18 protein-coding genes are annotated in these 20,351 nt (G+C 60.7%); 10 read left to right on the forward strand and 8 right to left on the reverse strand.

The genetic code is table 11. The annotated features are described in order from the left end of the window. Positions 1-104 precede the first annotated feature (104 nt). On the reverse strand, positions 105-902 hold the full coding sequence (locus tag AC3WTC_RS10095) for a siderophore-interacting protein (protein WP_164280921.1): 798 nt from the start codon (positions 900-902) through the stop codon (positions 105-107). Between the two features lie 59 nt (positions 903-961). After that, positions 962-1,522: a PadR family transcriptional regulator gene (locus tag AC3WTC_RS10100; RefSeq protein ID WP_492711361.1), complete on the reverse strand. Its 561-nt coding sequence runs from the start codon at positions 1,520-1,522 to the stop codon at positions 962-964. Positions 1,523-2,170: 648 nt separating this feature from the next. Here AC3WTC_RS10100 and aceE point away from each other — a divergent pair. From aceE to AC3WTC_RS10115, 3 genes are all read left to right on the forward strand, one after another. After that, the gene (gene aceE, locus AC3WTC_RS10105) at positions 2,171-4,858 is read left to right on the forward strand and encodes a pyruvate dehydrogenase (acetyl-transferring), homodimeric type (protein ID WP_025878207.1); all 2,688 of its coding nucleotides are present in this window, start codon (positions 2,171-2,173) and stop codon (positions 4,856-4,858) included. 100 nt (positions 4,859-4,958) lie between these two features. Next, positions 4,959-5,384, forward strand: coding sequence for a hypothetical protein (locus AC3WTC_RS10110; RefSeq protein ID WP_492711362.1), 426 nt, complete (start codon positions 4,959-4,961; stop codon positions 5,382-5,384). 2 nt (positions 5,385-5,386) lie between these two features. Next, entirely contained in the window at positions 5,387-7,954 is a 2,568-nt protein-coding gene (locus AC3WTC_RS10115) for an AAA family ATPase (RefSeq protein WP_492711363.1), read from the forward strand. 510 nt (positions 7,955-8,464) lie between these two features. On the opposite strand, the gene AC3WTC_RS10120 is transcribed toward AC3WTC_RS10115, so the two are convergent. The 4 genes from AC3WTC_RS10120 to AC3WTC_RS10135 all read right to left on the reverse strand — a co-directional run bounded on the left by AC3WTC_RS10120 (position 8,465) and on the right by AC3WTC_RS10135 (position 11,524). Next, a complete protein-coding gene (locus tag AC3WTC_RS10120) occupies positions 8,465-9,331 on the reverse strand; it encodes an HNH endonuclease (RefSeq protein WP_492711364.1) in 867 nt (288 codons plus the stop codon). A gap of 636 nt (positions 9,332-9,967) precedes the next feature. Beyond that, positions 9,968-10,336, reverse strand: coding sequence for a hypothetical protein (locus tag AC3WTC_RS10125; protein WP_492711365.1), 369 nt, complete (start codon positions 10,334-10,336; stop codon positions 9,968-9,970). A gap of 478 nt (positions 10,337-10,814) precedes the next feature. After that, positions 10,815-11,036: a hypothetical protein gene (locus AC3WTC_RS10130; protein WP_492711366.1), complete on the reverse strand. Its 222-nt coding sequence runs from the start codon at positions 11,034-11,036 to the stop codon at positions 10,815-10,817. 56 nt (positions 11,037-11,092) lie between these two features. Further along, positions 11,093-11,524, reverse strand: coding sequence for an energy transducer TonB (locus AC3WTC_RS10135; protein ID WP_492711367.1), 432 nt, complete (start codon positions 11,522-11,524; stop codon positions 11,093-11,095). A 227-nt stretch (positions 11,525-11,751) separates the two neighbouring features. On the opposite strand from AC3WTC_RS10135, the gene AC3WTC_RS10140 reads away from it, so the two are divergent. Both AC3WTC_RS10140 and AC3WTC_RS10145 read left to right on the forward strand, forming a co-directional pair. Further along, positions 11,752-12,351 carry a hypothetical protein gene (locus AC3WTC_RS10140; RefSeq protein WP_492711368.1) on the forward strand — a complete coding sequence of 200 codons (600 nt, stop codon included), beginning with the start codon at positions 11,752-11,754 and terminating at the stop codon, positions 12,349-12,351. A gap of 4 nt (positions 12,352-12,355) precedes the next feature. Further along, positions 12,356-13,330, forward strand: a complete 975-nt coding sequence (locus AC3WTC_RS10145) for a lytic enzyme (protein ID WP_492711369.1) — start codon at positions 12,356-12,358, stop codon at positions 13,328-13,330. Between the two features lie 36 nt (positions 13,331-13,366). Here AC3WTC_RS10145 and AC3WTC_RS10150 read toward each other — a convergent pair whose 3' ends face one another. Both AC3WTC_RS10150 and AC3WTC_RS10155 read right to left on the reverse strand, forming a co-directional pair. Beyond that, on the reverse strand, positions 13,367-14,788 hold the full coding sequence (locus AC3WTC_RS10150; protein WP_492711370.1) for an XVIPCD domain-containing protein: 1,422 nt from the start codon (positions 14,786-14,788) through the stop codon (positions 13,367-13,369). Continuing rightward, positions 14,785-15,282, reverse strand: coding sequence for a hypothetical protein (locus AC3WTC_RS10155; protein ID WP_492711371.1), 498 nt, complete (start codon positions 15,280-15,282; stop codon positions 14,785-14,787). The genes AC3WTC_RS10150 and AC3WTC_RS10155 overlap by 4 nt, the downstream gene beginning before the upstream one ends. 426 nt (positions 15,283-15,708) lie before the next feature. On the opposite strand from AC3WTC_RS10155, the gene AC3WTC_RS10160 reads away from it, so the two are divergent. From AC3WTC_RS10160 to AC3WTC_RS10180, 5 genes are all read left to right on the forward strand, one after another. Next, the gene (locus AC3WTC_RS10160; protein ID WP_492711372.1) at positions 15,709-16,635 is read left to right on the forward strand and encodes an XVIPCD domain-containing protein; all 927 of its coding nucleotides are present in this window, start codon (positions 15,709-15,711) and stop codon (positions 16,633-16,635) included. Continuing rightward, complete coding sequence (locus AC3WTC_RS10165) at positions 16,635-17,264, forward strand: hypothetical protein (RefSeq protein ID WP_492711373.1); 630 nt, start codon at positions 16,635-16,637, stop codon at positions 17,262-17,264. The genes AC3WTC_RS10160 and AC3WTC_RS10165 overlap by 1 nt, the downstream gene beginning before the upstream one ends. A gap of 3 nt (positions 17,265-17,267) precedes the next feature. After that, positions 17,268-18,281, forward strand: a complete 1,014-nt coding sequence (locus AC3WTC_RS10170; RefSeq protein WP_492711374.1) for an XVIPCD domain-containing protein — start codon at positions 17,268-17,270, stop codon at positions 18,279-18,281. Positions 18,282-18,460: 179 nt separating this feature from the next. After that, positions 18,461-19,609: a YncE family protein gene (locus AC3WTC_RS10175; protein ID WP_492711375.1), complete on the forward strand. Its 1,149-nt coding sequence runs from the start codon at positions 18,461-18,463 to the stop codon at positions 19,607-19,609. Positions 19,610-19,752: 143 nt separating this feature from the next. Beyond that, positions 19,753-20,328 carry a hypothetical protein gene (locus AC3WTC_RS10180; RefSeq protein WP_492711376.1) on the forward strand — a complete coding sequence of 192 codons (576 nt, stop codon included), beginning with the start codon at positions 19,753-19,755 and terminating at the stop codon, positions 20,326-20,328. Positions 20,329-20,351 lie beyond the last annotated feature (23 nt).

Genomic DNA, 20,351 nt, shown 5'->3' on the forward strand with positions numbered 1-20,351 from the left:
GCAATTGCAGGATGCTGCCGAAGGTTCATGAGGTTGCCGGCCAGCGGCCGGCACTACCCGTAGAAGAGCGTGCGGACCAACGGTCCGCACCTACCGTTTTGCGGTCAATCGCCGTCCTGTTCGTCCGGGTGCGCCTTCCAGTAACCGGTCGAGCGGATCCAGTCGCGCGGCACGCCCAGGTGGCCTTCGATGAACTTGCGCATCATCCGCGCGCGGCGCGATTCGGTGGCGATCCAGTAGAACGTATCGCCCTCGGGTACCTCGAAGTCGGTCAGCATGTCTTCCAGCAGCGTGCTGCTGGCGGCCGGGAAGCCGTTGCGCTCCAGCCAGTGGATGCGCACGTTCTCGTACTGCGGCAGATCCTGGCGCTCGTCCTCGTCGGCCACCTCGATGTACGCCTGCACCTGCGCGCCTTCGGGCAGCACGTCCAGCCAGCGGGCGATGGCCGGCAGCGCGGTCTCATCGCCAATCAGCACGTAGGCGTCATAGCTGTCGGCCACCACGAACGAGCCGCGTGGGCCGCCGATCACCAGCATGTCGCCGGCCTGTGCGCGCTCGGCCCACGGCCCGGCAACGCCTTGGTCGTGCAGCACGAAGTCGATGGCCAGCTCACCGGTTTCGTGGTCCCACCAGCGCGGGGTGTAGTCGCGTGCCGGCGAAGGCTGCTTGCCCTCGGGGTAGCTGCGGCCCTCGGCGGTCAGCACCGGCAGCACCATCTCGCCGCTGGCGTTGGGGAAGAACAGCTTGATGTGGTCGTCGGCGCCGGGCGAATCGAAGCCGGCCAGGTCGTCGCCGCCCAGCACGATGCGGCGCATGTGCGGGGTGACAGTCTCGGTGCGCAGCACCGTCAGTTCACGGAAGCGCACATCCAGGCGCAGGCGCGAGTTGTGATGTTCGGTCATGGGGGTACCTGTTGGAAGGTCGCGCGGGGGCGCGCGGCATGGGGGAGACCTGGCTGGAATCAGTCTGGCTGGGTCGTTGAAAAGGGAGAAGGCGCGTTGTCGCCCTGGCCGTTGATCAGCGCCGAGGCACGCGACAGCAGGGCCGCCACCTGCTCGGCTTCGCCGTCGGCCCAGCGCCCGTGGTGGTGCACCAGCGCCCGCTTGAACTCGCGCAGCGCAGCGGCCAGCGGCGCCGGCAGCGAGGCCTTGGTGATCTCGCGGGCGCGGTCGAACGCGCGCCGCTGCGCCAATCGCACCTGGCTGCGCTGCACCTTCAGCTCGAACTCGCCAGCGGTGGTGATGCGGAACACACGGCGGCCGTCCACCTCTTCCGATTCCACCCAGCCGGCCTGCTCGAAGCTGGCCAGCAGCGGGTACATGGTGCCGGCACTGGGGGTGTAGGCCTGCATGAACATGGTGCTGATGTGCTGCATCAGCTCATAGCCGTGGCGCGGCTGCTCGCCGATCAGCGCCAGCACCAGCAGGCGCAGGTCGCCACGGCTGAGCACGCGCGGCTGGCCGTTGCGGCGGGGTACCGCGGCATCGTCGGTGCGGCTTCGAGAGGAGGGGGATCGGCCCATTTCGATATATCGGTAACGTGTATCGCAAACGATATATCGATAGGCCACACGCGGCAAGCAGGATTCCGGCCACAACGCTTGCCGGATCGGGCCACGCAGCCAGGCGGCGCAAGGGCTCAGGGGGAAAGATGCGTGCGGCGCAAGCCACCGTTGCGCGGCCTGACGTCCGTATCGGGCCACGCAACGGCACTGCGGGTTTCCGCCCCGGGCAGGGGCGCAGCAGACGAGCGGCGAACCGCGGGAAGGGGCCTGCTCGCGGCCAACCGTGCGCAGCTGCCTCGTCCGCGTCGAGAGGCGCGCGCGACACGTTGTCGCGGGTTCAGCGGCAGCCCGTCAGACAACGCCGACATGGCGCCCGCCTTGCCCCACAACGGTCATCCATGGCGGTAACACTGCGTCCTGCGCATGGGCGCAGCAGGCCGCAAGCGACAGCTGGCGCAGCCCTTGCAGGCAGCCACAGCGGCCTGCCGCAGCGCGTTGTCAGCGCTTTGTCCCGCGGGTGGACGTCCCGGGACAGGCCTTACAGACATGGGTGGCCTGCATCCATACGCCAGCGTAGCCAAGTGACGAAAGCCCTTGGTGCGCTACACTTTGCGGTCTAGAAATCTATCAACAGTCGCGCGCGTGCGTGCGGTAATGGGAGCGCTAATGAACTGGTTGAACGAGGTGCTGAACAACGACCCGAATCCTGTGGAAACCCAGGAGTGGATCGAGTCGTTGAAGGCCGTTATTGATGTCGAGGGCCCCGAGCGCGCGCATCAGCTGCTGGAAGGCATGGTGGAACTGACCCGTCGTTCGGGTGCCTATCTGCCGTTCTCTCCCACTACCGAATACGTCAACACCATCGAGCCGCAGCTGGAGGCCAAGAGCCCGGGCAACGCCGAACTGGAATGGCGCATCCGTTCGATCATCCGCTGGAACGCGATGGCCACCGTGGTGCGCGCCAACCGCAAGCCGGGTGACCTGGGCGGCCACATCGCCTCGTTCGCCTCCGGCGCAACGCTGTACGACGTGGGCTTCAACCACTTCTGGCGCGCCCCCAGCGAAAGCCACCCGGGCGACCTGCTGTTCATCCAGGGCCACAGCGCCCCGGGCATCTACGCGCGTTCCTTCCTGGAAGGCCGCATCAGCGAAGAGCAGCTGGACAAGTTCCGCATGGAAGTGGACGGCGGCGGCCTGTCGTCGTACCCGCACCCGTGGCTGATGCCGGAATACTGGCAGACCCCGACCGTGTCGATGGGCCTGGGCCCGCTGGCCGCCATCTACCAGGCGCAGTTCATGCGCTACCTGGAAAACCGTGGCCTGATCGAGAAGTCCGACCGCAAGGTGTGGTGCTTCATCGGCGACGGCGAGAGCGACGAGCCGGAAACCCTGGGTGCCATCGCGCTGGCCGGCCGTGAAGGCCTGGACAACCTGATCTTCGTGGTGAACTGCAACCTGCAGCGCCTGGACGGCCCGGTGCGCGGCAACGGCAAGATCATCCAGGAACTGGAAGGCGTGTTCCGTGGCGGCGGCTGGAATGTCATCAAGCTGCTGTGGGGCGGTTACTGGGATGCCCTGCTGGCCAAGGACACCAATGGCGTCCTGAAGAAGTTGATGATGGAAACCGTCGACGGCGAATACCAGAACTGCAAGGCCTTCGGCGGCGCGTATACCCGCGAGCATTTCTTCGGCAAGTACCCGGAAACCGCTGCGATGGTGGCCGGTCTTTCCGACGACGACATCTGGCGCCTGAACCGTGGCGGCCACGACCCGCACAAGGTGTACGCCGCCTACCACCAGGCCGTGAACACCAAGGGCATGCCGACCGTCATCCTGGCCAAGACCGTGAAGGGTTACGGCATGGGCAGCGCCGGTGAGGCACTGAACCCGACCCACCAGACCAAGAAGCTGGACGACGAAGCGGTGCGCCACTTCCGCGACCGCTTCAACATTCCGGTGACCGACGCGCAGCTGGCCGACGGCCAGGTGCCGTTCTACCACCCGGGTCCGGATTCGCCGGAAGTGCAGTACCTGCAGGAACGCCGTGCGTCGCTGGGTGGTTACCTGCCGCAGCGTCGCCGCAAGGCCGAAAAGAGCTTCAACGCACCGAAGCTGGAAAGCTACGAGCGCCTGCTGAAGAGCAGCGGCGAGCGCAGCTACTCCACCACCATGGCCTTCGTGCAGAGCCTGAACATCACCTTGCGCGACAAGGAACTGGGCCCGCACATCGTGCCGATCGTGGCCGACGAAGCCCGTACCTTCGGCATGGAAGGCCTGTTCCGCCAGATCGGCATCTACGCCCCGTTCGGCCAGAAGTACAAGCCGGTCGACGCCGACCAGCTGATGTTCTACCGCGAAGATCAGAGCGGCCAGGTGCTGCAGCAGGGCATCAGCGAGCCGGGTGCGATCAGCTCGTGGATGGCCGCCGGTACCAGTTACTCGGTCAGCAACGTGCCGATGCTGCCGTTCTACATCTATTACTCGATGTTCGGCTTCCAGCGCGTGGGCGACATCGCCTGGCAGGCAGCGGATATGCGTACCCGCGGCTTCCTGCTGGGTGGCACCGCCGGCCGCACCACGCTGAACGGTGAAGGCCTGCAGCACGAAGATGGCTTCAGTCATCTGGTGGCCGGTGGCATTCCGAACGTGCGCAGCTACGACCCGACCTTCGGCTTCGAAGTGACGGTGATCCTGCAGCACGGCACCAAGGCGATGATGGAAGATCAGATTGACGAGTACTACTACGTCACCCTGATGAACGAGAACTACACCCACCCGGAAATGCCGGAAGGTGCGGCCGAAGGCATCGTCAAGGGCATGTACCTGCTGACCGACGCCGGCAAGCCGAAGAAGGGTGAGCTGCGCGTGCAGCTGCTGGGTTCGGGCACCATCCTGCGCGAAGCCATTGCCGCGGCCGAGCTGCTGGACAAGGACTTCGGCGTGACCGCCGATATCTGGAGCTGCCCGAGCTTCAACGAACTGCGTCGCGATGGTTTCGACGTGGAACGTGCCAACCGCCTGCATCCGGAAGGTGAGCAGCGCAAGGCCTACGTGACCGAGCTGCTGGAAGGTCGCCAGGGCCCGGCGATTGCCGCTACCGACTACGTGCGTGCGTATGCGGACCAGATCCGCGCGTTCGTGCCGATGTCGTACACCGTGCTGGGTACCGATGGCTTCGGCCGTTCGGATACGCGTGCGAACCTGCGTCGGTTCTTCGAGGTTGACCGGTACTACATCGCGCATGCCGCGATTGCGGCGCTGGCGAAGGACGGGAAGATGACGGCTAAGGATGTGGCCCGGGCAATCAAGCAGTACAAGATTGATCCGGAGAAGGCTAACCCTGTTGGGGTTTGATTAGGATAAAAAATGAGCGGCTCCGGCCGCTCATTCTTTATATGGAATATAGCAAGAATCATAATGGATCGATGTGGTCGGGCACTCCAAAGGAGCTGGAATGGCGGGGTATTCATACAACAAGACTGGCTTTGGTGGGGCAGAACCTCATCAACTGAAGCTCGCCTACTGTGGTTTGGTGGCCATTGAGCTGGCTCTTAAAGACTCTCTTGGGAAATTGCATAACAGTGGTAACGGTGGTCATGATGTCCCGGCTCTCCTGCAGCAATACGCAGGCGCATCCAATGAGACCGGCACGTTCAATGCTCTTGCATCGCAATTGAGTAGCGCGCTTAGCGCAATGTGGAGCCAAGGAAAGAATGGCGTCAGCAAAACAGTTCCGCCTTCTTGTTATCCCTATCTTCGCTATCTCCGCCATGACTCGGACGGCTGGGGAGGAGACCATTCTTCTGATGCTGAGGTGCAGCACTTGGTAAATGTGGTGAGCTCGACTCGAGCCCTGCTTAAGAATAAAGGGGTACTGTAGAAATGCTTCTCAGTGAATTCTTGGTTAGCGTCAGAAAGGCGGTTGCGAACGTAAACCTTGCGTACGTTCATCCAGTGCTGCACGTTGTTATTTTAATGCCTGATTTTCACGGGGAGGACGATGAGGTCCGGAGATATCAGTTCCGTACTCTATTGGGTATCGGAAAGGACCAGTTAGCCAAAATTCTAGGTGATCTGCAGATTTCGCTACTGCTTCTTAGTGAAGAGGAGTGGCAGAATGAATACTCCTACATTCGCCAAAGAAGTTCCGGAAATCATTGGCTGGCCCTATTCGATGAGGTGCTTCGCGAAGAATGGGCCAGCCAAATCTGCGCCTTGCCGGCTCAGTCTGGTTGTCGCGCGTTGCATTTCTATGGCTTTAAAGGGGGGCAAGCTCGTTCCACAGTGCTTGTTGCTTTAGGGCGTCTGCTAGTAAGTTCGGGCTACAGAGTTCTGCTGGTTGACGCGGACCTGGAAGCGCCGACGCTCTCGACGGCTCTCGATGCTAAGTCTTCCTCCATTTCAACGAGTTTGGTCGGTTTGGTGCAGGGCGGGAACATAGAGCCGATCGCTGTTGATGGAAACTCAAACGGGGGGCAGCTACATTTGCTGCAGGCTAGACCGTCGATCGAGCAATTCGATCTGGACTACGCCTCCTTTGTTCTTAGAATGAATCTTGATTCGGATCTTTTGCATAGATCGATTGAGCGGCTGAGGTCCACGATCAATGGAGATTATGATTTTGTTCTCTTTGATCATAGAACCGGCATAGCGAGCTCTGTGCTACCCATTGTCACCGGATGGCCTGGTTCGGTTGTACTAAATACAAGGGCTGATGGATTATCCGAAGGCCAAGAATCAATAGTTTCTTCGCTTCTGGCAGCAAATAGAAGTTATCCGGGAGCCTTCGTCTGCTTCTCACTCGATCCCGAAAAAAAGAAGGGAGCGCTGAACGTTTCGGAGGAACGGCTCAAGCACTCAATGCTTCAACTCATGGCGTTGGCGATTGAGAGAGGCGCGGAAGAAGGGGTCTCCATTGACCCGGCGGACCTTGGAGAGTTTTTTGTGAGCTGGTACCACGATAGGGCGTTCTTGGACAACGCGGCTCCTCATCTGGAAGAAATCAGTGCTCTTAACGTTGCGTCCGTGAAACAGCTCAGAGACGTTCTGGGTATTAGTGCAGCCCCTGCCGTCAATCAGCTTCCCCAGCTGGCATTTGACTCGGCTCTTTCATCGCGCCAATCCCCGAGCGGTGCGCTCGATGATGGATGGTTCTTGGAAACCCCAGATGCGGCTAGACTTCTGCAGCCCTCCTTGCCGTCCTATTATGTCTACGGCCGGAAAGGGACGGGAAAAACTAGACTTTTCAGGGAACTGGCCGTCAGGCAGTTAGCTCGTCCGATGCATTCGTCTTCTGACTTTGCTGATTCCACTCTTCAATCCCAAGGTACGTTGGCTCGATCTTTGATTGCACTTACGGGTGAAGATTACGACAAAGTTTGGTGGATGGCCCTAGCCGCAGAGCTGCGTTCTGCTGAAATCGGGGTTTCTGCCAAAGAACTGCTCGCGCAATGGGTTGAACAAAAAAATATTGAACCATCGCTTCCAACTTATTCGGCAAAACTCGCGGATAATATGCTTGGCCGAATAACGATAGCAATCGATGGTGTTGAAACTGCCGTTGAGGCGGCCAAAACTGGAATCTTTGTCGAATCACTGTTTAGATTCCTGAGCACAGTTCAGAACGATTCTGTATTTGCTGAAAAGTTAAGATTTCGTCTATTTATTCGAGCGGACCTGCCTGTCGGAATTCAAAATATTGAGCAGCAGGTCCATGGTCGAAAGTTGGATCTACGATGGGATGAGGTTTCAATCTTCCACTATGTTCTGGCTGAGCTCGCCAGAAATGAATGGTTTAAGAGAAATTTTTCGGATGTCTGTTCGAAGATAAATTCCATGCAAGATAAAATTAAGCTTGGAAAGTTGAGTTCTGAGGAATATGAGGCGATTTTATTGATGATATTTCCGCAAAAGCTTCGTCGGAATAACCTGCTCACCATGACGTTCCTCAAAACCTACTTCTCCGACGCGGCCGGTGAGGGTGATAATAGGTCTTCATTCTATCCCCGCGTCTTTGGTCAATTCATTGCGAAAATTGGCGCGATTGGTGAGGATAGGGGGGGCGAGGCTACCGATGAAGGGCGAGTGTCTCATGATGTTGTCCTTGAGGCATTCGAATTTGCTGCGAAGGATTTTATTAATGAAGTCAAGCAGGAATTGAACTTCGCCCTTGATCTTGACAGCTCCGTAGATAGCAACAAAAAGGGTGTTTCTGATCTTCTTCAGGCATTTGCAGGTCTCCAAACTCCGTTTGTTCTGGACAAGTGTGTCGAGCAGATTTCAGAACGCCTTCCCGACGGAATTGGTAGCGTGAAAATCAGAGAGTCTCTGCGTCGGATGAAGGAAATGGGGATCTTTGAGGTCCATCCGAGTGACGCGACTAAATGGCGGGCCGGCAGGCTATTTAAGGAAGGACTGGGTATGAAATATGTGCGAAGAGTCATAGATTGAGAGCTCTCTGCATTCTCAGGTGAGCTTTGAAGCTAGGTCACCATTTGTAGCGCCGCTCCGGCGCTACAAAATTTCCAGCTTCTAAAGTGCGTGCCAATTCAAAAAGCGATCTATCGTTCTTCACCTGAACTTTTGAAGCACCGAACCAATCGTCCTCTGCGCTCGTCGCGCACCTTTCTGCCTCGTGCGGCGTTTCAAAAGCACCACGGGAAGAAATGAAGTAAGGCTTAGGCGATCGACGATCACAATGATTGGGCGCGATGAGGGCAACGTGTTCGTCGGCTGCATCGTGAAGCGGGTTGAGCGGCGCGTGAGCTTCCTGGGCTTGTGCACATAGTGCTCGAACGGTGTCCGGTACAGTGACTGCCCTAGCCAACTATGCAACTGTGTTTGGCCGATGGAACTCGTTCTTTGGCGTTCTGGTGAATCGCATCTAGCTATGAAAGCGCATAATCATAGGGTGTGCGTGATGAGACTCGCCGCGACGAGCAGACGCACGTAAGCTCTTGACTAGCGTTTCATCCTTTCAAACACAACATCCCGGTGGAACTCTAGATAGTTGCGCTGCCTTTGCGAAAAAACGCTACATGGAAGAGGCCGATTTAACCTCAGGCCCAGTCGAATTTGCACATCGGAAGGCAGATCGCTCGAGATCAGCAAGCCCCCGCTCGATGAAAAGCTAATCCAGCCTCGATCAAATAGCAGGTCCGCATGCGGAGCCAGTAGAAGACCGTTCTCGCCATCAACGCGCTCGCCATGAGTGCTATCTGCCCATGGCTTGATATGGCTCGCGCGGAGGAATCTAAGGTCCTCAATGCCGGTCAGTCGGCAGCCCTTCTCAACGCCAATCAGGCGCTCACGGAACAGGCGTTGCTTCGTCCGCACTTCGGTTTCGCGTCTTGTGGTCGTCGCGCCGATCTCAGCTTGGTCTGTCTCGCTCGCCGCGAGGCCCATTGAGGCTTCCAGTGATCTCAAGCGGAACACGATCGCAGACCTTGGCTGCCCCTCTCGATCTGGCGTACCAGGTTGAACGTAGGAGGACTGGCACGTGAACCTACCAAGGTACCGATAGGGCCGCCTCTTGCCCATCATCTGAAACACTACGAGCGTCTTGCCATCTTTGACGTGCTCACCAATCGCTCGGTTGCCCGCCACATACTTCATGTCTCCGACTTGACCCTCGCCGAAGTAATGAAAAAATTCGTCATCGTCCCAGAAATCATGGTAACCATGGGACACGCCGGCCTCGCCAGTGAACGCGATGACTAGCGGATGCTCCTTGGGTGTCGAAATGCCACCTTGCTGTTGTCCGCCGAACACCGCATGGATTTGCTCTTTGCGGTTGTAGAGCGCGCCCACATCGAATGGGAGTTCCATTCTAGATCCCTGTTCCAGAAGCTAAGTACCCAGGATTCTAGCCAGAACAAGGTTGGTTGTGACATCGATTGACGCTTTAGACCCACCATCGGATCAAAGGCGACCGACGACGGTAGGGCTTATCGCGAGTAGGTGCGGCGGCAGGTAATTTCAGCTGGGCTCAACGTCCCATTGCTCAGTCCAGAGCGGCCCCATCGGCGCTTCCGACGACGCAGGTCGATTGAGCTCCCATCTCCAGACGGGGTGAACACGAGGAGCTCTGATCCCGAGTTGTCCACGAGCAGGATTGGGTCGCCACCGACGCTAAGCTCAAAGAAGTTCTTGCTAGGATCACGACGTTCGATGGTGGCGCCTAGGCAAGCCAAGCTCTCCGCCAAGCCTTCGGCCTCTTTCTGCATCAGCGCATACTCCGATTCAGTGAGCCTTGGGTAGATTCTGAGAGCCGATGTGGCGTGCGGCAGATATGCCCGGCTTGCAGCTAGGCATAGAAAAATTCCCACCGCATACCCAGCCATCGTTAGGGGCCTCATCGGAATGTCGGGTGCACGACACCGAGGGGATCATGCCGCTTTTGAAGCGCCGAACCGCGTCTCTGATGATGTAAACCGATCCTCAAGGGAATCGTCGAAGTCCTCACTAGCCACGCACCTGCAAGCGCTCAATCACCTGCGCAGTCAATCCCACGCACGCCATCATCAGTCCTTCCATCACCCGGTCCCCCAGGTACTCCTCCGGCGCGCCGTTCTGCCGCGTGCGCTCCGCTGCCAGCAACACCTCCTGCACCACACGCAGGCCAGCCAGAGCGCAATCCGCGTCCGCCAGTTCCAGACAACGCCCAGGCAACTGGTGCCGCTCCGGCCAAGCCTGGCCGTCTGAGGCTGCCCCCGTCCCAATGCGCCGCAGCGTGGCGACGAAGGCGTTGGGATCGGTGGATAGTTCGTGCTCCGGCTCGGCGTTGGCCGGATCGTACTGCGCGTGCAGGGGACGGAATTCCGATGCGTTCATGGCAATGCTCCGTACAGGACAGACAGCAGCGCCACCGATAGAGGCGGCGGACGATGCGTGGTTCGAAAGCCGGACAGTAACCAAGCCGGTGGGTCCGAAGACCCCCACGCACCGCCCGCCATGGAACGCGAACGGATTGCCAGCCGGCGCCACACAGAGGTGACGCCGGCTGACAAGCGTAAAACACATGGTTACTGAACGGGCTTTCGACACCCGCGCCACCCTTTTTCGGTGGCACGCCAAGGTGTACCCGTGCAGATGCCAAATGCCAAGAAGTCGCAGGCTACTGAGGCTGCAAATGCTGACGCTTACGGCATTGTCGCATAGCACGGAAGCGGCACATCTCCTGCGGCGCAGGGCTTTCGAGCGATGTTAAGCCGCCACTCGTACGGGCATCACGCTGCACGGTTTCGGTGGGATGCTGTCCCAATTGCGACACCTCGCTATCAGGGCCGCGATGCAAAGAGTGGCGAATGCGTCACCGCTCGCGTTGCGGCGCCAATCCCGGCCGTGGCCACAGCGCATCGTCGCGCTCCAGGTCGTAGTCGCTGCCGAACGCCAGCGCCGCATCGCGCGGCGGTAGGTCTGCGTAGCAGCCCAGCAGGTACTCATCCATGCCGGCATCGCGGTGGTCGATGGCGAACAGGCGGAGGAGCTCCTTTTCGAAGGCTTCCAGCCATGCGGGATCGATCTTGGTCATGGTCATCCTCCCGAGGGCAGCAGAGGATGAACCTGGCGCATCTCATGGGGTCGGAATCAACGGCCGCGCATCTCAAATGCCACTCGGACCCGCACACGTACCGCCACGGCTGAACCTTCGCGCTCGGTAGGCGCGAAGCGCCACTGTCGGAGTGCATCCAGCGCCGCGCGATCAAGATCCCGCACACGCGTTGACGTCGCAACCATCACGTTACGCACTTCCCCTTCAGCACCGACGTCCACTACCAGGATCATCTCCGCCGTTTCCAGCAGAGGCGCCGCATCTGCCGGAGCGCGCGGGGCAGGAGAGTTGAGCACACCCGGCGGAATGAGGGCTGGAAGCTCGGGGTTGTCATTCGGCTCGATGAAAAGCGCGGTGGAGACGTGCGGCAGTCCCAACGACGTGGGTGCAGCGGAGGACTCGTGTGGCGACGAAGCGCAACCGGCCAAAGCAAGGGCGAGTGCTGCCATGACGACGCGAACGGCCATGAGCGTGGATAGATGAGGGCTGGGCATTCGCCAAGCATAGTACCTGCACCATTGCGTGCCTCCTTCGTTCATAACTGACCCGTGCAATGTTCAATGGCAGGGCTCCCCATCCCACGCCGGGGTTATGTGAAGCCAGTTCAGGTCCTGCAGGCCGGTGCGGTGTATAAACTGCCGACAAGTGAGTGCCCGAATGTGAGGAACGGATGCGACACCTACTGAGACCATGGATGGTACTGCTGCCCCTGCTTATGGGCGGCTGTGGCACCCAGGCACCCCAGATGTATGGCGATGGTTTCCCCGTCGCCAAGCCGATGGACCTTGTCCACGCAGGTGCAACGGTAGAGGCGCGTTTTGAACTGCCGCCGCCTTGGGAGAAGGATCCCAAACCTCGCACCTTCCTCATCGGCTTCCGTACCGGTGGGCCTGCCAAGCGCCCGGACATGAAACCGGGAGATGTCGACTTTCTTGAAGACGCCCGGATTCCCTTGAAGGTGCAGCTGTGGAAGCTGGATGGCGGCACCGAGATGCCCATCGCGCTGCACGCCTTGAATCGCGATCTGCCCGCTGTGTGGCAGGGCAGCCGATATCAACCGGCCAAGGGCGATGTATTCGAATACAGGAATGCCGTCGGCGCGGATTCGAACAGTCTGGTCAATGTAGGGAAGTACGACATGTCACTGGCCTACCGGGAATACGAGGTGGCCCGTGCCGATTCTGGGGATCTGACGGCCGGCAAGTACCGGCTGAAGGTGAGCAACCTTCAGGGCAACCCGGAAGTTGCACATCTCAACATCGAGCTTCTCGTCGCCAACTACAACGTGAAATAGGGCTATGGACAGTCAATCGAACAGCGCAGCCGCACCCCAGGACGTCAAGAAGGGACCTTATACCGTCACGGTCTACCTCGCTGCGCCTGGCACACCTGTCGCAGGCAAGGATGGCACGACCCACTCATCTTCAGCAGGCCATGCCTACTTCATGGTTGCCGATGGAGACAAGAAAGACGGGTATGGGTTCTCACCGATAAAAACGGGGATCACCGGGCCCGGGCACGTGGTCAAGGGCGAATTCGAGACCTACCAGAACCCTCGGTTTTCCTACACGCTCGAGATCACCAAGGATCAGTACGACAAATTGAAGGCGTACGGCGAGGCGAGCGTCAATCGCGATCAGGACCGCTTCAATCTCTATTACAACGGTTTGTCGAACAGCTGCGTCGATTACGTATGGACAGGCCTTGGTCAGGCCGGCCTGCGCCCCAAGCTCGAAAGGCCCGATCCCGGCTTCGAAGGGACGATGAAGGTGCTTCCGAACATCGATGCGCTGAAGAGCATTCCCAAGCCGTTCCCCGACAGCAAGCTCAATTCCACACACGAGATTCCGCTTCCCAAGAAGCAGAGCACGTTGCAGAAGCTATTGACCGAAGTGGAGGGCGAACTACCGCCGCGCGAGCGATTGGCTGCACTGTCGCCGGAGTCGCAGCAACTGTTTGATCGCATGCGATCGGACTTGCCTGAGAAGGTGAGCGATGCGCAGGTGATGTCAGCGATGGTTGCCGCGCGGGAGAACGGCATTCACCAGCCGCAACAACTGCGCGATGTGGTGCTGCAGGAAGAGAAAATCTTCGTGATGGGCACGACGCCTGGCTTCAGGGCCATGGTGGATCTGAACCAGTCTCAACAAAGCCTTGAGGAGGGGCTGGCCCGTAGTCAGCAGATCGACACGCGAGTGTCTGAGCAGGCCCGGCAAGAAACGCAGCAGCGCGAGGCGGCGGCGCAGACGGCTGGCGGTATGCAGATGGGCTAGTGCCGGCACACAGAGGCATTCAGAGACAAGCGCGGGCTACATCGACGGCGCCGAAGCCCGCTGCTGCTCCTGCGCACGCTGCATCTCTGTCGCCTGCTCATGCGCCTGGCGCTGACCAATCGCCTCAACCTGGTTCAAGCTCTCCTGCACGGGCCGCTGCGCGGCTTCCGCCGTCGCTATGTGCGTGCGCAGTGCCGCCGGATCGGACATCTCGCCCTGCACGACAAAGATGTTCTGCGCTGCCGGCGAGTTCGCCGTCTGTCTGCTCAACACCACATGATCGGCCCGGGTGATGCCTGCACCCTTGGCGCTTGCCAGCAGACTGGCGGACATGCGCTCGCTGGTCTCGTCAAAGGCGCGGCCGTTTGCTTTGTCCAGAGCCTCTACCTTGCCGCGGATCTGTTCCAGCAGAGCTTGGTCGGCAGGATTGAGCGTGTGGGCCGGCGACGACTGCGTACCTGCAACACCCTGCGTCGGTGGGGGCGTGGTAAGCGCACTACCCGTGTTCTTCAGTTCAACCCAGCCCAGCCCGTCCTTTCCAAAGTCGCCAATCGGAAGGACTTTGGCGCTGCCAAGGTTGAGGCCATTGCGCTCAAGCTGTTGGGGGTTCAAGCCCAGCTCGTGAAGATCGATGCGGATGGAAGGTGGTTGGCGGCCCTCTGCCAGGAAGGCGTGACTCGCCCCGATCGCAGATAGCGGGTAGGTGCCGTAGTAGTTCCGATAGTCCGAATCGCCATGCCTTCCCAGCGTGCCGCTGCCATCGTAGAAGCACTGCTCGACGGCCTTCGTCAGTTGCACACCATCCTTGTTGGGGCGATGGGCGAGTGCTTCATACGAGATCCCTTCTGCAAGCCTCCCGTCGTCGGCGGTGCAGCGTGACCCAGAGCGATCCGCAAGCAGTGCCTCAAGCGCAGCCTCATCCAACGTCGGGTTCAAGTTTCTCAGACGACTGTCCAGCGCGCGCAGGCCGGAAACCTCTGCCAGCGCCTCGTCCTGGCGGCCCTTGTCGAGATACTTCTTCACTGGATCGGTCAGGTTGACGGTGCCTGATCGAGAGGCGTGGGCAGCATCAAGCTCTGTAGCGTAGGAGCCCTTGAATTCCTCGAGGGCTGCTCTGCGTTGCTTTGCGAGGATGCCATGCATGGCCTCGTGCCCGAGTACTTCGGTCAGACGTTCTTCAAGTTCGACACCTAACGAATTCTTGAAATTCGACGCGCTGATGAAGATTGTCGGAGGACTTCCCGGGAGTGCGTCCTGGAAGTGACCTCCATTGTGGTGGCCATAGGACACGGAGATCCGGCCGACCTGACCATCCTTGGCCGCGTTTGCCAAAAGATGGTTGAGATAGGGCGAATCGGCGATGGTGCGGCGAATTGCTTCCTCTGCGCCTTCTGGCAGCCGCTTGTCAGCTTTCAAATCGCTCAGCAGCGGTTCGATACTTGCTTCGATTCCTTTCACATGTCACCTCCTGAAAACCTGATCTCATACACACACGTTCGGAGTCCGGCACTGTCATTGATGCGGTATGTCAGAAGGCTGGTACTCATGCCTTCCTTACCCGCGCCGATAGGACGCCAAAAATGCCTGATTCCGCCTCTCTTGAACGGCGATTCCCCTAGGCCCCTGTAGCCCAATCGTTCCAAGGCCTGCCCCGCGCTATCCGCATCCCAATAGCAAACGTCGCCAGGAGCTTCGGTTACTAAAGGTTTCCCAAGCTGGTAGAAGACGACGGAATGCCGGGGGTAGTCACGCGGAGATTCAACAGAGAAGTATGAGGCTGCGTAATTGAAGCCTTCTGTTATCACCAGATCTTTGGCGACGCTCCTGATGCTGACCTTCTCGTCCGGCACCAGGGATACACCGATTGCTGCGCCGAACTTCTCAGGGCTGATGTCAGATCGCGACTTGAGCGAATCGGCGTAGGCGAGGAGTCTCCTCTGAAGCTCCGACATTGAGATATCGGCGGGGCGGCTCGACGAAGCAGAGGGGCGGGTCTCGCCAGCAGGCGTGTCTGATACGGGCGCGCATGCCGAGGATAGAGTGATCAATGCCAATGGCCCGACGGCTACCCCGGCTCGGGCCAGATACGACATTAAACGCAGTCGGAGCGACCGATCCAGTGAGATAGGGGCCGGGCGCAATCGAGCCGAAGCGCCAGAGGTTGGGGTACCCATCAGCAAATCCATTGCAGCGTTCCAGCCACTATACGGCGGCATCCCAACCCACTCCACCCGCGAGCTTCCGGGGCGCTGGTACTGCACGCTGGTTCACACATTCAGCAAGCCACCGCCACTCCGGCCCAAGCTCTCCACCTGCCCGCGAACCCACCTATGCGATCATCCGGCCAGGACCGCAGTACCCAACAAGGCTGAGCAGGCATGGAGCAAGCAACACGCTACACGGTAACCCTTTTTCTGGCCGCGCCCGGCACCCCGCTGAACAGCGGTGGCAGCTCGCCGCGCGGCCACATGTATTTCCAGACCGCCGCCGGCGAGGAAGCACACAGCTACGGCTTCGCACCGCCGCGCCTGCCGACCGGAGAGGCCGCTGCCGGTGTGCAGTACGCCGAGGTCGTACACGACGATGCCGACGAGCACCGCGACCCGTACTACAGCCGCACCCTGGAGATCAGCGAGGAGCACTACGGCTGCCTGCGCGATTTCGCCGAGGAGCCGGCCGAGTTCGGCTTCGATGTCGATCGCCCGGCCACCATCAACCGCTGCAGCGATTTCGTCTGGGCCGCGCTGCACTATGCCGGCCTGCATTCGCAGCCGGCACCGCTGGATGGCGGCAGCAATCTGGGCGAGTTCGCGGTGCTGTTCAACCTGCCGGAAATCCAGTGCATTGCGGCGCCGTTCCCGGCCAGTGAACTGAATGGCGAACAGCACCACCCGATGCCCGAACGCGAGGCCGAGCTGCACCGCGAAGGCGGTCGCCCAAGCGACGAGCCGCCGCCCAGCCCGATGGAAGTGGCCGGAACGCTGCTGGACCCCTCGCACCCGGATCACCGGCTGTTCGCGCAGCTGATCCAGAAGGTGGCCGAGCTGGACGCTGCACACGGGCGCACCTTCGACGATACCAGCCAGCGCATCAGCGCCAGCCTGCTGGTGTTGGCCAAGCAGAACAACCTGTCGCGCGTGGATCACGTGCTGCTCAGCCGGCCTACCAAGAGCAGCCACGAGGCCGAGAGCATCTTCATCGTGCAGGGTGATCGCGATGACCCGGGGCACCGCCGCGCGAGCATCGCTACGGAGGTGGCGGCACAGACCGATGTGGCCGATTCGCTGCGGTTGAAGGAGCAGTGATGCGGGTGGTCCTTGCGGTTGTTGCATCTGCGGCGCTTGCCTTGTTGGTGGGCTGCGGTAGCGCCTCACCGCCGGCTGACGTGCCGAAGCTTTTGACCCGGGCTGAGGCCGAGGCACGTACCGTGGTGCCATTCACGCGAGGCGTGAGGTTGGACAAGGCGGGGCGCATCGTGGATGTCACCTTTGAGGCGCCGGCGGTGGTCGACCCGCAGATGTCCTGGCTGAAGCTCGGGTTGAGAATGCAGGGAGCTGAGCAGAAGGCTGTATCGGAAGCTGCTGAACGCCTCAGGTGCGCGGAGTTTCAGGCGCGTATTCACTTGGAGCGCGTGGACATGGCAAAGCCGTCGCCCATACCGCTTTCAAGGTCGTCCGATGATGGCCGCGGCTGGCAAAAGCTTCCTCAGGATGGCCGCGTCGAACGTTTGTTCCAAGACAGCGTGGACGCCTATCCCTTGGTGCAGGCCGGGCTCCAGTCGGAGGATATGTTCTATGAGGTTCTGCAGATCGCCGATGCAGGTTTGATTGATCCGGGTCGGTATCGCGTTACCGTTGATATTGTCGAAGATCGCCCTGAGTTCGAGGGGATGCAGGTCGAGTTCATCGCCGCGTATTACTCGCTAGGAAAGTAAATCATGCAGGATGCAGCCGAGCGTTACACCGTCACCATACATCTTGCGGCGCCGGGCACGCCCCGCCGCGGCATGCGGGGCGGTGAGTGGATTGATCTGGAAGACTCCGATGTCGGCCATATGTATCTGTCCCTTAACCGGGTCGGCGAGAAGGCAGACCCGCTGAGTTTTGGCTTTACCCGCAAGATCGAGCCGGATGGCAGCAGTCACGGCTTGGTGGACGCCAATGATGTGAGGGTCTACCAGGACCCCCGCTACCAGCGAACGATCGAGATCAGCAACGAGCAGTACAGCAAGATCATCGAGTTCGCGAAAGATCCCGCGAAGCACGGCTTCGATGCAAAGAACTACAACCTTGCCTCCAGCTCTTGCGTGGACTTCGCATGGGGCGCTTTGAACCACGCCGGTATTCACGGCAACACCATTTTCGGTGAGTTCAAGACGTACGAAGGTACGTTGAAGGTGCTGGACAACATCGGACCGGTGCAGAGCATCCGGCCACAAGTGAAAGGCAGCGAGCTGGATCGGGAAGAATGGAAGCCGATGCCCGTGCAGACCAATGCGATACAGCGGTGGTCCACGGACGCCAGTGACCCAGCCCGCGCGGATGCACTGGCCTGGACCGGTACGCCGGGCGACCCCAACCACGCCGACAATCCCCGACTGAATCAGATCCACGAGCGCGTGGTTGCCATGAATGCCTTCGGCGCCCAGAACGGCAACGTCAGCGCCAGCCTCCTGGCGCTCTCCAAGGAGCAGCAGTTCACGCGCGTAGACGATGTGCTGCTCGGCGAGCGCCGTGGCGATGCCGCCCCCAACCTCTTCATCGTGCAGGGCGATCGCAGCGACCCGGCGCATCAGCGCGCCAGTCTGCCGGCAGACGTCGCCGCGCAGACGCCGGTGGCAGCCTCGTTCGAGCGCATCGAGCAACTGGCGCAGGCACAGCCGCAGCGTGATGCCCAGCGTCAACAGGAAGAGCAGCAGCTGGCCCAGGCGCACGCCCCGCGCATGGTCTAGGCGTCCAGCGCCGAACAGCGCGTCCGCCATGCATCCGCAGGCGGACGCCACGGCCCCTACCTGCTACCATTCCCGCGCTACCCAGCCAGCCCACCCCGCGCAGACAGATGCAGGGCCGGGCCGTCGAAGAACGGCCCCGCGAGCCAGGACACCCTCCGTGCCCATTGAAGGACGCTCGCATGATCCGCAATTCCCTTTTCCGTTCGGCCGCGCTGGCCGTCGCCGTGTCGCTGAGCCTCGGTGCCCCGACCGCCTTCGCCGCTGAAGCCGCCGCTGCCACCAGCCCCGCCACCGCCGTGCAGCGCCAGGCCATCGCCCAGGGCCTGTACGAGCTGGCTTACAGCCCCAAGCAGAACGCCGTGTTCGTTGCCTCGTCCGGTGGCTTCGGTGACAACGCCGGCCCGGCCCAGGTGCTGCGCCTGAACCCGACCACGTTGGCCGTGGAAACCCCCATCCCGCTGGAGCGCAAGGCGTTCGGCGTGGTGCTGGATGACGCCCACGACCGCCTGTACGTGGGCAACACCGTGGACCTGTCGGTAACCGTGGTCGACACCGCGCAGAACAAGGCCATCGGCACGGTGCAGCTGATGGAGAAGAAGACCGGCAAGGACGGCAAGGCCGCCTACACCCACGACCTGCGCGAGCTGGTGGTCGACAGTGCCGCCAACCGCCTGTACGTGACCGGCCACAGCAGCCAGCCGGATGTGAGCAGCGTGCTGTTCGTGATCGATACCAACACCCTGAAGGTGATCAACACCATTCCGGGGCTGGGTAATGCCAAGGCGCCGGGCCTGGCGCTGGATGCCGCCAACAAGCGCGTGTACACCAGCAATCTGCTGGCCGATCTGGTGGTGGTCGGCACCGACTCCAACAAGGTGGAAGCCCAGCACAAGATCGCCGCCGAGCAGCCGATGAACATCGCGCTCGACCCGGCCGGAAAGCGCCTGTTCGTGACCGACCAGGGCTCGGAAATGCTGCGTGGTTACCAGGCCAAGAGCAGCGGGCTGGTCAGCAAGCACCCGGGCCAGCGCGTGCTGGTGCTTGACCGCAGCAATGGCAAGGAACTGGCCAGCATCCCGACTGACGCCGGCCCGCTGGGCATCCTACTGGATGCACCGCGCAAGCGCCTGTACGTGACCAACCGCGAAGCCGGTACGGTGACCGCGTACAACAGCGACAGCTACCAAAAGGTGGCCACCTACGCCGTGCCGACGCACCCGAACAGCCTGGCGCTGGATGCCAGGAACAACGTGCTGTACGTGAGCATCAAGAACGGCGAGAAGGATGCCAAGGGCTCGGACGAGAGCGTGGCGCGGATCCAGCTGTAAGGGATGGTGCCGGGTCATGCCCGGCAGCTGGCTGCTGGAAAGGGGCAGGGCTTTTTGCCCTGCCTTTTTCTTTGCCCGGTTGCGGTCCTCACCGCCAACCCGCTAGGGTGGAAACCCATGGCAGGGAGCCAAAGGGTCTGAACATGCTGGGTATCCACCGCTGGCTGCACGTCGGTCTGTTGATCATCTTGAGCACCGCGCTGGGTGCCTGTTCCAGCCGCATCCCGGAGCCACCCGAACCACTGGAACTGACGCAGCCGATTACGGTGGATCAGCCCGGCCAGGAGGTGCGGTTCGAGTTCGAGACGAATGCGCGCAATTTCGATCCAGGCCGCACCTATGCGCTGGAGCTTGAGGTGCAGCGGCAGGGCGGGCGCGAGAACGGCGAACCGGACATGCGCAAGTTGAATCTTCCCTTTGAGGTGTCATTGCAGCGATGGGGCGCAGGTGCCTGGCAGGACGTTCCCACCCATGACAGCTACCAGGCACTCGCGCTCAACGCGGGGAAGCCGCTTCCTGCATGGCACACATCCGCTGCCTGGCGCTATGCAGCGTTAAGCGCGGGCAGCGGTGGCCAGTATCGATGGAGCATCGTTGCCCTGCCGTTGGATCTTGATGCCCGTTACCGGCTGGATGTGCGCACGGTTCAGCCCAGCGCCGAGTTGAAGCACTATTCGGCTCGTTTGAAGGTTCACGCCGCCCGCCCGGTTGGAAAGTAGTCAGCACCTCACCCTTGGAAGGA

This window comes from Stenotrophomonas sp. FW305-C-20-S1, from assembly GCF_058783335.1.

Coding starts and splice junctions, on each gene's coding strand:
- AC3WTC_RS10095 (WP_164280921.1), bottom strand. CDS start 902: ATGACCGAACATCACAACTCGCGCCTGCGCCTGGATGTGCGCTTCCGT.
- AC3WTC_RS10100 (WP_492711361.1), bottom strand. CDS start 1,522: ATGGGCCGATCCCCCTCCTCTCGAAGCCGCACCGACGATGCCGCGGTA.
- aceE (WP_025878207.1), top strand. CDS start 2,171: ATGAACTGGTTGAACGAGGTGCTGAACAACGACCCGAATCCTGTGGAA.
- AC3WTC_RS10110 (WP_492711362.1), top strand. CDS start 4,959: ATGGCGGGGTATTCATACAACAAGACTGGCTTTGGTGGGGCAGAACCT.
- AC3WTC_RS10115 (WP_492711363.1), top strand. CDS start 5,387: ATGCTTCTCAGTGAATTCTTGGTTAGCGTCAGAAAGGCGGTTGCGAAC.
- AC3WTC_RS10120 (WP_492711364.1), bottom strand. CDS start 9,331: ATGGAACTCCCATTCGATGTGGGCGCGCTCTACAACCGCAAAGAGCAA.
- AC3WTC_RS10125 (WP_492711365.1), bottom strand. CDS start 10,336: ATGAACGCATCGGAATTCCGTCCCCTGCACGCGCAGTACGATCCGGCC.
- AC3WTC_RS10130 (WP_492711366.1), bottom strand. CDS start 11,036: ATGACCAAGATCGATCCCGCATGGCTGGAAGCCTTCGAAAAGGAGCTC.
- AC3WTC_RS10135 (WP_492711367.1), bottom strand. CDS start 11,524: ATGGCCGTTCGCGTCGTCATGGCAGCACTCGCCCTTGCTTTGGCCGGT.
- AC3WTC_RS10140 (WP_492711368.1), top strand. CDS start 11,752: ATGGTACTGCTGCCCCTGCTTATGGGCGGCTGTGGCACCCAGGCACCC.
- AC3WTC_RS10145 (WP_492711369.1), top strand. CDS start 12,356: ATGGACAGTCAATCGAACAGCGCAGCCGCACCCCAGGACGTCAAGAAG.
- AC3WTC_RS10155 (WP_492711371.1), bottom strand. CDS start 15,282: ATGTCGGAGCTTCAGAGGAGACTCCTCGCCTACGCCGATTCGCTCAAG.
- AC3WTC_RS10160 (WP_492711372.1), top strand. CDS start 15,709: ATGGAGCAAGCAACACGCTACACGGTAACCCTTTTTCTGGCCGCGCCC.
- AC3WTC_RS10165 (WP_492711373.1), top strand. CDS start 16,635: ATGCGGGTGGTCCTTGCGGTTGTTGCATCTGCGGCGCTTGCCTTGTTG.
- AC3WTC_RS10170 (WP_492711374.1), top strand. CDS start 17,268: ATGCAGGATGCAGCCGAGCGTTACACCGTCACCATACATCTTGCGGCG.
- AC3WTC_RS10175 (WP_492711375.1), top strand. CDS start 18,461: ATGATCCGCAATTCCCTTTTCCGTTCGGCCGCGCTGGCCGTCGCCGTG.
- AC3WTC_RS10180 (WP_492711376.1), top strand. CDS start 19,753: ATGCTGGGTATCCACCGCTGGCTGCACGTCGGTCTGTTGATCATCTTG.